The organism is Acidocella aquatica, assembly GCF_030160635.1.
GTDB lineage: Bacteria > Pseudomonadota > Alphaproteobacteria > Acetobacterales > Acetobacteraceae > Acidocella > Acidocella aquatica.
On sequence record NZ_BSOS01000006.1, the window covers coordinates 1 to 13,130 of the forward strand.

Below are 13,130 nucleotides of genomic sequence, written 5' to 3' on the forward strand. Positions count from 1 at the left end.
GCGGTTGTGCAGGGATGGCCAAAGAAATCAAACCAAAACAGCTTCGTGAATAATAGCGGCTAGAAAATTCCCATCGCCAGCCCGGCGCCCAGCGAGGCGCCAAGTTCCCGGCAGCGTGCCAGCGCGGCGGCGCTGATGGTTTTTGGCGCCAGGATCGCTTCGGGCGTTTGCGCGTGGGTGCAGATGATCAGCGGGTCCGCCACAGCTTTCAGCCGCCAGCCGGTGGCGATGCGTTCAATCTGGCGCGCCGCGTTCTGGCCGTCGCTGCCGGCACAGATCAGCGTGGCGTAGGGGCGGCCGTTGATGCGTTCCAGCGCGGGGTAATAGCTGCGGTCGAAGAAATCCTTCATCATGCCGGACATGGCGGCGAGATTCTCCGGCGTGGCGAAGATATAGCCGTCCGCCGCCAGCACATCTTCAGGCTTGGTTGCCACCGCACTCTGCAACAATACGCGCAGCCCGCTCTCCGCCCGCGCACCGGCGGCAGCGGCCTGGGCCATCTGCCGGGTGCCGCCGGTGAGGGAGTGGAAGACGATCAGCAGAGTCTTCATGGCGTTATTGCTGGTTTATGGCCACGGTGCAGGTCAACCCCGCCACCAGCGGGGTGCCGGGGGGAACATGGTCGAGCGCGATGCGCACCGGCACGCGCTGCGCCAGGCGCACCCAGGTGAAGGTTGGGTTCACATTGGCCAGCAGGGTCGGGCTGGGGCCGCGCTCGGCATCGCTGATGCCCGCCGCCAACCCGGTGACATGGCCGCTGATCGCCGGGCCGCCGCCCAGCAGTGTTACGGTGGCCTTGTCGCCCACCGCGATGTGGCGCAGCTTGGTCTCCTCGAAATAGCCGTCCACATAGAGGGAATCGGTATCCACGATCGCCACGTCGGGCGTGCCCGCGCTCACGAAATCGCCCGGCTGCATCGAGAAATTGGTGACCACGCCGTTCACGGTGGCGAGCACCGTGCTGCGTTGCAGGTTGAGCTGCGCCACCGCCTCGTTGGCCTGTGCCTGCTGGTAGTCGGCGGCGGCCTCCATCGCGGCGGTGCCGGCGGTATCGCGCGTCAGGCTGGAGACGGCGTTGTTGGAGACGGCGGCATAGCGGCTGGCGGTGCGCTGCGCATCCTCCATCGCGGCCTTGGCTTTCAGCATTTGCGCCTGCGCCTGGGCCAGTGCGATGGTAAAGCGCGTGGGGTCGATCTGGAACAGTTTATCCCCCGCCTTCACCACTTGGTTGTCCTGCACGAAGACCTGCACCACCGGGCCGGAGACATCGGGCGCCAGGGCCACGGTGTCGGCGCGGACGCGGCCATCGCGGGTCCAGGGGTCTTCCATGTAATAAATCCAGAGCTGCCAGCCGATCACGGCGGCGATCAGCACGATCACCAGGGTCACGAGGAAGCGGAGCGGAAACGATACGGTGTTCATGGGGATCCGTTTCTAGAAAAAGCGGTTCATAACCAGGCTGACGCAGCCCAGCAGCACAATCAGCAGCGCCAGGTCAAACAGGGGGCGGTGCCAGACGAAGCGGTAGAGGCCAAGGCGCTTGATTGCCGCGCGCAGCAGGGTGGAGAGCAGCAGGGCGATGCCGAGCCACACCAGCAAAGGGGGCATCAGCACGCCGTAAAAGTCGATCTCGCCGATCATGGGCTGGTCCACCCCGCCAGCGCGGGCGGCGGGGCGGGGGCGAACAGCACGCTGCGCAGTCCCGATAACATCATCAGCGCCTCCTTGTGCACATGGGTATCAAATGCGGCGGCATGTGTCGCGGCATCAATGGCGGTGAGCAGGCCGGGCGGCGGCGGGGCCAGCGGGTTGCCCCGGTAGTGCGCGGCGACACCTTCCAGCACGGCGGCGCTCTGCGCCTGCGCCTGCGGAGAGAGCGTGGACATGCAGCGTTGCAGGCCGATCACGTTCAGCCCCACGCGCAGGTCTTGCAGCACGTCGGCGGTGGCGATGTCCGTCCCGGCGGGAATTGAAGCGAGCCTTGGCACCAGCAGGCCGAAGCGGTCCAGCATCCGCCCGCTGAGCACGGCGGGGTCGCCCGGCTCGCTGGCCCCGGCGGCGGCGGCGATGTCGCGCCAGCCGGCCTTGATGACGCGCCGCGCGCTCCAGGCCGCGCCCACGGAGCGGATCAGCCGGGTCACCACCAGCGCGGAGGTGATGCCGAGCAGCAAGGCGGCGGTGTTGTTGAGATAGGTGGCGAAATTGCCGGAATAGGTGTTGTCCAGCGCCAGATTGGTGGAGCCGATGGCGCCCAGCAGCATGCCGGTGCCAAAAGTGGCCGGGCGGGAGACGAGGATGCCGATGATGAGCCCGGCGGGCAGCAGCACCAGCACCAGCTCGGCGAAGGTCTCCATGCGCGGCAGCACCAAAAAGGTGTAGAAACCCGACCCCAGGGTGGCGATCACCGCGTTGCGGCTCATCTGGGCGATGGCGGGGGCGGGGTCGTCCTGCGCCGCGAAAAACGAGCCGGCGACGGCGACCATCACGGCCGCCCCGGCGCCGGCGGGCCAGGCGGTGACGATCCAGACCGCGCAGACCAGCAAAATCGCCAATGCGGTGGAGAGGGCGGAGAAGAGCGCCAGCCCGTGGTCGCGCAGCTGCGCCGCCACGGCGATGAACTCCGCCTTTATCGCGGCGCTCTGCGGCGCCACGTCGCCCTCGAACACATGGCGGCGGATGGCGCGCTCATGGCGGATGATGCTCACCAGCTCGCCGAGCCGCATGGCGAGGCTGGCGCGCAGCAGCCCGGTCCAGGAGAGATCGGCATCCTCCAGCGCGTTGATCTGGCCGTGCAGGGCGTCAGCATCTTCCGGCCCGCCGATCTGGATCCAGGCGGCTGTGGCATCCAGCACTTTTTCCAGCGCCGGGGTGATGCCGCCGTGGCGGCGCAGCTGGGCCACGCGGTCGCCGATGGAGCTGAGCACCGGCATCATGCTCAGCATGTAGATCCGCAGCTGGGCGATATAGGGCACGGCCGATTGCAGGTTCGAGGTGTCGTAGGCGAGCTGTGTCGTCATCATCGCCACATCGGTCGCCTCCACGGCCAGCTTGCGCCGCGCGGCATGAACCTCCGGGGCGTCGCCGCGGCCCTCGAGCGCCGCCGTTGCCCAGTCAATGCCCGGGCGCACCCAGCCGGCCACGCGCCGGGCCAGCACCGGCCCCAGCCCGCGCGGAAATATCACGGTGCCGACCACCGTGGTGCAGGCGATGCCGATGTAGATTTCCTCAACGCGGGTGAGGGCTGTTTCGAAGATGAGCCCGGGGGCGGCGACGCTAGGAAAGCCGATGATCCCGGCCGTGTAGCCCGCCAGCATGAACATATAGGCGCGCGGCGTGCGGTCCAGCAGGGAGAGATAGAGGCAGAAGCCGACCCAGAGCGCCATCGCCAGACTGGCCAGCAGCGGCGCGTTGACCAGATTGGGGATGATGGCCACAGCGGCGGTGGCGCCGACCAGCGTGCCGATGAAACGGTATACGGCCTTGGAGCGCATGGCCCCGGTGAGCGGTTGCGCGACGATGAAGGCGGTCGCCATCGCCCAATAGGGATTCTCAAGCCCCAGCCACAGCGAAATCCATAGCGCCGTCATCGCGCCGGCGAAGGTTTTCAGCGCAAAGAGTAATTCGTCAGTCTTGGGCATCATCGGGAAGAAGCATGAAATTGCGCGGTAGAGATAGGCACAAACCGCATCGCGGCAATGCGGGGAGCCTGATCGGCGGCATGGTCAGGAGCCGCGCGGCGGCTCTCTGCCGTGGATCAGCGTGTTTGGCAGGCCGGGGTGGCGTTGTTGCGGGTTAGCGAGGGGTGGTTCAATTCCGCCCGCGGTGCGTCTGGCTGGTTTTCGGCCGGTTTCCGCGGCTGAGCTTAGCCGCCGATCAATACGGTGAAACAACCTAATACGATCGAGCCGCCGTGGGCGCAGGAGTCGAGCATGCGCGCGGCGGGACGGCCGCCGATCAGGACGGTTGCGGAGCCTTTGACGATGGAATCCGGCGGGCCGACGCAGGTGACGATATCGCCGAGGCAGGCGGCGGGGAGGCCGCCGATGAGGACGGTGGGGGCGCCCGGCGCGGTGATCGGGCCGCCGACATGCGGCACCAGGACCGTCACCATCGGGCAGACGTGCATGTCAGTGAGGCGGGCTGCGGGAAATGCCATATTGTAACAATATCATTTTCAATCAGGGGCGTCACCTGATATACAGGAGAACATGTAGAGAGTGTTAAAAATCGGAAGTGCATAAGGCCGAAGTGGCTTTGGGCTGAATTTATGTGACGGGTGGGGTGGATGCGAGAAACGGACGGTCTTCCTTTGCGCGTTCCTGAAGCCGTTAGACTGGCTGCTGGCGCCCTGTTGCTGATGTTGGCTGGTGCGCATAAGGCGGCGGCGCAGAGCGCTGTGCCGAGTTTTCCCCAGGCATCGCCGTTGCCGCATATCGTGCCGCAGAGCCCGCCGCAGCTGGGGGCGGGGCTGCCGAGTTTTCAGGCGCCGGCGGCGGAAGGGGCGCTGCCCAGCGCGGTGATCCAGGTCCGTTCGGTCACGATCATCGGGGCGACGGCCTTCCCGCAGGCGCGGTTGGACGGATTGACCGGCGGGCTGGCGGGGCAGAGCGTCACGTTGCAGAAAATTGCGGCGGCGCGGCGGGCGTTGCTGGATTTGTACCGCAGCCATGGATTTATCCTGACGACTGTTTCGCTCGATATCGATGCGGCGGGCAATGTGCGGTTCATTGTCACCGAGGGGCGGATCGTGGAGGTGAAGCTCTCGCAGGATATCGGCCCGGCCGGGACGATGGTGCTGCGGTTTCTCGACCATCTGACCACGGAGCGGCCGTTGCGCGAGGCGTCACTGGAGCGGTGGTTGCTGCTGGCGCAGCAGGTGCCGGGGGTTTCAGTGCATGCGGTGCTGCAATCAGGCAGTGATGACCCGGGCGCGCTGACCCTGGTGGCGGAGGTGAGCAAGCAGAGTGTCTCCGGGGTGGTGACGGCGGATAATCGCGGCTTCAAGGCGGCGGGGCCGGTGGAAGGGCTGGCGGTGGCTGATCTGAACAGCATGACCGCGCAGGGCGACCAGACCGAGATTTCAATGTTTCATACCGACGTCGGCACCGATAATTTTGGCCAGATCGCGGAGAGTTTTTTTGTTGGTAATGATGGCCTGCGGTTGAAATTTTATGGTGGCGCCGGGCGGGCGAACCCCAATGGCGTGCTGGGCACGGTGCATTATCAGAGTTCCATCACAGTGTTCGGCGCGATGGCGAGTTATCCGCTGATTCTGCGGCGCAATCAGGCGTTGAATCTGATGCTGCATTTTGATGGCGTCGAGGATGCAATCAGCATAGCGGGGATTCCGACCAGTTATGACAGCCTGCGGGTGGCGCGGCTGGGGGGGCAATATGCCTGGCAGGATTTATGGGCGGGCAATGCGCGCGATGCGCTGAGTGTGCTGAACCTGCAGGTGTCGGAGGGAGTTCCGTATTTTGGCGCCTCGCCGGATGGAAGGACAGCGCCGCCGGCCGGGCGCAGCGAGGAGAAGTTTGATTTTTGGAAGGTGGGCGGCTCGATCAGCCGGACGCAGACGTTGTTCTCGCCGTTTACCGGCGCCACGGTGGCGCTGCGCACAGAGGCGGGGGGGCAGTATGCCAGCGAAATTTTGCCCTCGGAGGAGGAGTTTTATCTCGGTGGCAACCGGTTCACCCGCGGGTTTTATTCCGGCCAGGTGGTGGGCGACAAAGCCCTGTATGCGACGGCGGAACTGCAGCTCAACACCGGGTATGATTTTTCGGTGCTCAGCCGGGACATTGACCTGGGGACGCAGTTTTATGGGTTTTATGATTGGGGTGAGACCTGGTCGAACCTGCACACCGACCTTGAACATCGGGTCAGGTCTGTGGGCGGCGGGGTGCGGATGGGGCTGACCCGGTATCTGGAGATGGACGGCGAGGTGACGGAACGCCTGACGACGCGGCTGGAGCCGGCGGCGACCAAGCTGAGGCCGTTGGCGGAGACCGTGGTCTATTGGGGTGTTACGGCCCGTTATTGAATGTTGCCGTCGCCGCGGCGTTGGATATGCGCGCGATATGAAAGCGCGATGTGAGAGGGTGTGATGGAACGCAAAACACAGCGGTTGGCAGGGGCTGGGGCGAACGGGCGCATTGCGCGCGCGGCTTGGCTGGCGACAACGGCGCTGACGGCGATTCTGTTTGTTCCGGGCGCATTGCGGGCACAGACGGCGCTGGCGCCCGCAACGACCCCGCAGGGCGGCGTGGTGGTGGGCGGCAGCGCCACCATTACGCAAGGCACGGGCAGCACCACGATTGACCAGGGCAGCCAGCTTACCGCGATCAACTGGCAGAGCTTCAACGTGGGCAGCGCGGCGACGGTGCAGTTCAATCAGCCCTCCTCCAGCGCGATTGCGCTGAACCGGGTGGTGACGCCCGAGCCTTCGGTGATCGCCGGGAAGATCAACGCCAACGGGCAGATCGTGCTGGTCAATCAGTCCGGGGTGGTGTTCACCAAAGGCTCGCAGGTGAATGCGGAGAGCATTGTCGTCTCGACCTCCAACGTGGCGACCAAGGATTTCATGGCGGGGAAACTGGTGTTTTCCGGGGCGCCGAATCCGGGGGCGAAAATTATCAATGATGGGGCGTTAACCGCGCGCCAGGCGGGGCTGGTGGGGCTGGTGGCGCCGCAGGTGGCCAATAACGGGGTGATAACGGCGCAGCTGGGCCAGGTGGTGCTGGCCGGGGCGAGTGCGTTCACGCTCGATTTGTACGGCGACCGGCTGGTCTCGCTGGATGTAACGCAGGCGGTGCGCGCGGTGGATGTGGGCGGCAGGCTGGTGCCGGCGCTGGTGACCAACAGCGGGTTGATTCTGGCCGATGGCGGCAAGGTTACACTCACGGCGCAGGATGCTGACGCGCTGGTGACGCAGCTGATCAACGCTGGCGGGACGATCCGCACGAATACGGTGGGGGCGAATACGGGGACGATTTCCATCCAGGGGGTGGGCGGTGATATTCAGATCGCCGGGAATCTTCTGGCGCAAGGGACGCAGGCCGGAAGCAAGGGCGGCGCGGTCGAGGTGTTGACGACAGGCACGGTGAGCGTGGCGCCGGGAGCGGTGATCAACGCCTCGGGCGATGCGGGCGGCGGCGTGGTGGCGTTGGGCACGGATTTGCAACGGGCCACGGCGGGAGCCGTGGATACAACGGCGCCGCGCGCGGCGGCGGTGGTGGTGGCGGCTGGCGCGGTGGTGAAGGCCGATGCCACGGGCAGCGGCAATGGCGGCAGGGTGACGCTGCTGAGTTCGCAGGCGACGAATTTTGCCGGGGCGATTTCGGCGCAGGGCGGGCCGCAGGGCGGCAATGGCGGAATGGTCGAGATTTCCAGCGACGGGGTGATTTCGCTGGGCGGCACGGTGGTTGATACCGCGCTCAATGGCCAGCCCGGCGAGATATTGCTCGACCCGCAGACGCTGATCGTGAGCAGTTCGGGAACCAGCAGCGGGCAGACGACTTATATCGATCCGGCTTCGCTGGTAAGCCTGGCCGGCTCCATCGTGCTGAGCGCGAACAAGCTGGTGGATGTGGCGAGCGCGGTCAACCTGACCGGGGCCTCGGTTCTGACGTTGAGTTCGGGCGGCGATGTGACCATCGGTGCGTCAATTGATACGGTTGGTTCCTTGGAGATCGATGCGGCTGGGACGCTGTTGGTGGGGGCGGGGCTGACGGCCGGAAGCATTGCGTTGCTGGATCCTGGCGCCAAGACCTTGATTGATATCGGTGCGCCGGTTGTGGGGACGGCGCTGGTGGCGTTGGAGAGCGGCGGCGGGATCAGTGAAACCACCGGAGGCGTTATCGCTACGGCTTCGCTGGTGAGCGGCGCGGCGAATAGCGGTAACGATATGCTGGGCGGGGCGAACAGTGTGACCTCGCTGGGCGTGTTCACCTTGGGCGGCGCCGGGACGCTGACCTTTGCCGATACCGGATCGCTGAATGTGGCGGGCACGGTGAGCGCGGCAGATATGATTCTGGAGAGCAGCGGCGCGGTGAGCGAAGTCGCGGGTGGCACGCTGAACGTCGGCAGGCTGGGCAGCGGCGGCACGACGATTGGCGGGGCGGTGTCGCTGGGAAATGGCAATAATATCGGCACGCTGGGGGCGTTCGCGGCGGCGGGGGATATTCTGCTGGCTGACAGCACCGCGCTGGATATTGCCGGTGTGGTGCAAACGCCGGGGTTGTTGACGCTGCAGGATGGCGGGGCGGTGAGCGAAGCGAGTGGCGGCACGCTGAACGTGGGGACGCTGAGCAGCGGCGGCACGGCGATTGGCGGGGCGGTGTCGCTGGGCAATGGCAATAATATCGGCACGCTGGGGGCGTTCGCGGCGGCGGGGAATATCCTGCTGGCGGACAGCACCGCGCTGAATATTGCCGGTGTGGTGCAAACGCCGGGGCAACTCAAGCTGCAGGATGGCGGGACGGTGAGCGAGATCACTGGCGGCACGCTGAACGTGGGCACGCTGAGCGGCGTTGGGACTTTTGGCGGCGATGTGTTGCTGACCAATGGTAACAGCATCGGCACGCTGGGGAATATGACGCTGAGCGGCACGCATGTTCTGGCCGTGAGCGATGCCGGGTCTCTGAATGTGGCGGGCACGGTAGTTGCGCCGGCCGCGACTCTGAGCGCCGGAACGCTGGTTTTGGCGGGGCCGGTGTTGGTGACCAACGGCTTGGCGCTGGAGGCGGGCAGCGGCGGCATCAGCGAGGCAGCGGGCGGTACGCTGAATACCGGCACGCTGAGCAGCGGCGGCACGACGATTGGCGGTGCGGTGTCGCTGGGCAATGGCAATAATATCGGCACGCTGGGGGCGTTCGCGGCGGCGGGGAATATTCTGCTGGCGGACAGCACCGCGCTGAATATTGCCGGTGTGGTGCAAACGCCGGGGCAACTCAAGCTGCAGGATGGCGGGACGGTGAGCGAGATCACTGGCGGCACGCTGAACGTGGGCACGCTGAGCGGCGTTGGAATTTTTGGCGGCGATGTGTTGCTGACCAATGGCAACAGTATCGGCACGCTGGGGAATATGACGCTGAGCGGTACGCATGTTCTGGCCGTGAGCGATGCCGGGTCTCTGAATGTGGCGGGCACGGTGGTTGCGCCGGGCGCGACTCTGAGCGCCGGAACGCTGGTTTTGGCGGGGCCTGTCTCGGTGACCAACGGGCTGGCGCTGGAGGCGGGCAGCGGCGGCATCAGCGAAGTCGCAGGCGGCGCGTTGAATACCGGCACGCTGAGCAGCGGCGGCACGACGATTGGCGGTGCGGTGTCGCTGGGCAACAGCAACAATATCGGCACGCTGGGCGCATTTGCGGCGCTGGGGAATATTCTGCTGGCTGATAGCGGCGCGCTGGATATTGCCGGTGTGGTGCAAACGCCGGGGTTGTTGACGCTGCAGGATGGCGGGGCGGTGAGCGAGATCACCGGCGGCACGCTGAATGTGGGGACGTTGGGCAGCGGCGGCACGACGATTGGCGGCGATGTGTTGCTGACCAATGGAAACAGCATCGGCACGCTGGGCAATCTGCTCGCGGCGGGGAATTTGGTCCTGGACAATGCGGGAAGTTTGACGGTGGCGGGGCCGGTGCAGGCCAATGCGGTGACGCTGGTTGATAACGGTACGGTGACGCTGGGCGGGTTGTTGCGGGCGACGGGCGGGCAGGTGGCGCTGGTGGCTGACGGGCTGCTTGAAGCGACGGGCGGCGCGGTGAGCGTGGGCAGCGGCGGGACCATTGATATCGCGCCCTATATCGCCGGTGGGGTGGTTGATGTGGGTGGCACGGCGGCGGGCGGGCTGGAACTCTCCAGCCTGCTGTTAAGTGGGCTGGACCCGGCCGGGACGCTTGTCATCGGCAGCGCGGGCAGTTTTGGCGCGGGAAGTATCTACACTGAAGGGCTGCTGATTCTCTCCAACCCGGCGCTCGTGCTGGATGCCGCCGGGCCGATTACCCAGACCGGGATTTTGATCGGCAAAGTGATTGATATGAGCGGGAGCAGCCTGGCGCTGGATGGCGGGCTGGAGGCGAACACGCTGAATCTGGCGAGCGGCGGTAATATTACTCAGCCCAGCACGGGTGAGTTGTATGTCGGCACGTTGAGCAGCGGCGGGACGACGATTGGCGGCGATGTGGCGCTGAACGGATCGCTGAATTTGGTGTTTACGCTGGGCGGTTTTGCGGATGCGGGGAATTTCAACCTTGTTGACGCCGCGGCGCTGGTGGTGGACGGGCCGGTGACCGCCCGCAATATTGCGTTGAGCGATGGTTCGACCAGTGCCAGCAGCCTGGCGATTAACGGTACGCTGGCGGTGGGTTCAGGCGGCACGATCAGCCTCGCCGCGAATTCCATCACCTCCAGCGGCGCCAGCCTTGTGGCGCCCGGGGGAACCGTGGCGATTGCGCCTTACACCAGTGGCACGGCGATTGATCTGGGCGGCACGGCGGCGGGGTTGGACCTGAGCGGGGCGCTGCTGGGCGCGGTCAGCGGTTCGACATCGCTGGTGGATATCAGCACCACGGGCAGCATTGCCGCCGATGGCGCGGTGAGCGTGGCGGCGGGCGCGTTGTTGTTGAGCGGCAATGGCGTGACGTTTAATGGCACGCTGGCGGTTCCGGGGGCGCTGGAGCTGGCGAGCACGAACGGGGTGACCACCTCCTCCGGGGAGTCGCTGAGCGTTGGCACATTGCTGGCGGGCGGTGCGATCAGCGGGCCGGTGAATATGGCGCTGGGCAATAATGTGATCGGGACGCTGGGGGCTTTTTCGCTCTCGGGGGGCGATCTGGCACTGAGCAGCCAGACGCCATTGCTGGTGAACGGGGCCCTGAGCGCGGGCAATATCACCTTGAATGCTGCTGGGCTGACGCTGGCCAGTGTTGTCAACGCCGCCTCGGCGGTGACGCTGAACAGCGGGGCCGGGGTGGTCGAGACCGGCGGCGGCGCGATTGACGCGCCAAGCCTGACCACCGGGGGCGCCACGATTACTGGCGCCGCGCTGCTGGGCGGGGCCAATACCATTGGCACTTTGGGCGGGTTCATGGCCAGCGGGGATGTGCTGGTGAACGATGCCAGGGCATTGAGCGTGGCCGGGAGTGTGGCGGGGGCGGATATCACGCTTGATGCGGCCGGGCTGACCTTTGCAGGTGACGTTACCACGCCCGGCCTGTTGGCTTTGGCGAGTAGCAGCGGGGTTACGCAGAGCGCCGGTACGATCAGCGCCGCGACGCTGAGCAGCAATGGGGGGACGATTGCCGGGGGCGTGGATATGGCCTTGGCTGGGAATGCGTTGCGCACGATCGCCGGGTTTGCCGCGAGCGGCGATGTGAGGCTGGTTGACACTGGCCCGCTAAGTGTGACCGGGCCGTTCAGCGCCGCGAATATCGCGCTCTCGGCGGCCGGTATTGCGGTGGATGGCGGGATTTCAACCGGATTGTTGCAGCTTGCGAGCAGCGCCGGGGTGAGTGAGGGCGCGGGTGGCCAGGTGAGGGCGGCGACGCTGAGTAGCGGTGGCACGACGATCGCGGGCGATGCCGTGTTGAATACAGCGGGCAATCTGGTCAACACGCTGGGTGCTTTCGCCGCCACTGGCGGGTTGACCCTGAACAACGCCACGGACCTGACGTTAGCGGGGCCGGTGAGCCTGGGGGGGACGCTGGCGCTGCTCGATACGGGCAATATCACGCAGACGGGCGGCGCGATTACGGCGGCGGCGCTGACCAGCGATGGCGGCACCATCGGCGGCAATGCGCTGTTTGGCGGGGCGGGCAATGCGATACCCGTGCTTGGCGCGTTCGCGGCGGGGGGCAATGTGCTGCTCAACGATACCGGGGCGATGACGCTTGAGGGGAATATAAATGCCGGGAACATGCTCAGCCTGGATGCGGGCGGGGCCATCACGCAGGGCAGCGGCATTGTTTCCGCCGCGTTGCTGAATGCGGCTGCTGCGTCGCTGACGCTGCCGGATGCGAACCTGATTGGCGCGCTGGGCAGTGTGACGGCCAGCGGTGATATCAGCGCGGCGGGCGTTGGCGGCATCGCCGGGCCGGTGAGCGCGAATAACGCGACACTCTCCACCACGGGGAATTTCACGGAAACCGGCAATGCGCAGATCGCGAACGCGCTGTATGTGACCGCCGGGGGGAGTGTGATCCAGAGCGCGGGCAGCGTGAGCGCGCAGACCGCCACGCTTTCGGCCGGCGGGAGCATGAGCCTGTCTGGCACGACGGCGATAGCCAATGAGGTGGATTTGATCGCGGCCAACAGCATTACGCATGCGGCGGGCGCACTGAGCGCGGCGACGCTGGTGGGCTCGGCTGGGACCCTGGCTTCATTCGGCGCGTATACGAATATCGGCACGCTGGGCAGCTTTATCATGCATGACAGCCTGTTCGCGCTGGCAAATGCCGGGGCGTTGACGATTGTGGGGCCGGTTGTCGCCAATACCGTGACGATCACGGCGCAAGGGCCGATCACCCTGGCGGGGAGCGCCACGGGCGGGTTGTTCATAACGGGGACCATTGCCTCGAGCACGGCAACGGCGCCATCGCCGCTTGACTCGGTGATAAGCTCGAACGGAAGTGCGGCATCGATTTTGCAGACGGGAACCTTCCTGGTTAATTCAGGGCCGAATGCGCTGACCTACCTGAACAATGCGAGCCAGCCAGCCACGCTCTTTCTCTATACGCAGCCCAGCGGGACCATGAATTTCGCGGCGAATACCGGCGGGAGCCTGTATGCGCCGAGTTTGGATCTGGTGTTGGCGGCGGGGGCGGCCGGTGTGGTGACGGGCAATGTCAATCTTCAGCATCTCGAGGTTTTGAGCGCGCTCTCGGTTAATCTGAATGGGACGATCGCCGGTATTCCAGGGCCGACGGCGGCGGGCGGCGGCACGGCCTTTCCGTTCCCGCAGCCGGGTTACCGGTTTAATACGTGCCCGATCGGTTCGGTGAATTGTACGATTTTGCCGATCGAGATGCTGCCCGAGGGCAATCCGCTGGAGAATTTTGATATCTCGCCGCGCAAGCGCAAGCGGCTTGACCATGGTGTCCAGCTTCCCGGCATTGCGACACGCGATTTTTGAA

The 13,130-nt window shown here is 65.7% G+C and carries 7 protein-coding genes; 2 read left to right on the top strand and 5 right to left on the bottom strand.

The window, feature by feature from the left end:
• Positions 1-59: 59 nt before the first annotated feature.
• From QQJ84_RS01515 to QQJ84_RS01535, 5 genes are all read right to left on the bottom strand, one after another.
• Positions 60-551: a flavodoxin family protein gene (locus QQJ84_RS01515; protein WP_284256149.1), complete on the bottom strand. Its 492-nt coding sequence runs from the start codon at positions 549-551 to the stop codon at positions 60-62.
• A gap of 4 nt (positions 552-555) precedes the next feature.
• On the bottom strand, positions 556-1,422 hold the full coding sequence (locus tag QQJ84_RS01520; protein WP_284256150.1) for an efflux RND transporter periplasmic adaptor subunit: 867 nt from the start codon (positions 1,420-1,422) through the stop codon (positions 556-558).
• Positions 1,423-1,434: 12 nt separating this feature from the next.
• On the bottom strand, positions 1,435-1,641 hold the full coding sequence (locus QQJ84_RS01525; RefSeq protein ID WP_284256151.1) for a DUF1656 domain-containing protein: 207 nt from the start codon (positions 1,639-1,641) through the stop codon (positions 1,435-1,437).
• Positions 1,638-3,641 carry an FUSC family protein gene (locus tag QQJ84_RS01530; protein WP_284256152.1) on the bottom strand — a complete coding sequence of 668 codons (2,004 nt, stop codon included), beginning with the start codon at positions 3,639-3,641 and terminating at the stop codon, positions 1,638-1,640. Before QQJ84_RS01530 ends, QQJ84_RS01525 begins: the two co-directional genes overlap by 4 nt.
• Positions 3,642-3,862: 221 nt before the next feature.
• On the bottom strand, positions 3,863-4,156 hold the full coding sequence (locus tag QQJ84_RS01535) for a PAAR domain-containing protein (RefSeq protein ID WP_284256153.1): 294 nt from the start codon (positions 4,154-4,156) through the stop codon (positions 3,863-3,865).
• A 129-nt stretch (positions 4,157-4,285) separates the two neighbouring features.
• Here QQJ84_RS01535 and QQJ84_RS01540 point away from each other — a divergent pair, with 129 nt between their 5' ends.
• Entirely contained in the window at positions 4,286-6,040 is a 1,755-nt protein-coding gene (locus tag QQJ84_RS01540; protein ID WP_284256154.1) for a ShlB/FhaC/HecB family hemolysin secretion/activation protein, read from the top strand.
• 63 nt (positions 6,041-6,103) lie between these two features.
• Positions 6,104-13,129 (top strand): two-partner secretion domain-containing protein, encoded by a 7,026-nt coding sequence (locus QQJ84_RS01545; RefSeq protein ID WP_284256155.1) that lies wholly within the window; start codon positions 6,104-6,106, stop codon positions 13,127-13,129.
• The last annotated feature ends 1 nt before the right edge of the window (position 13,130 follow it).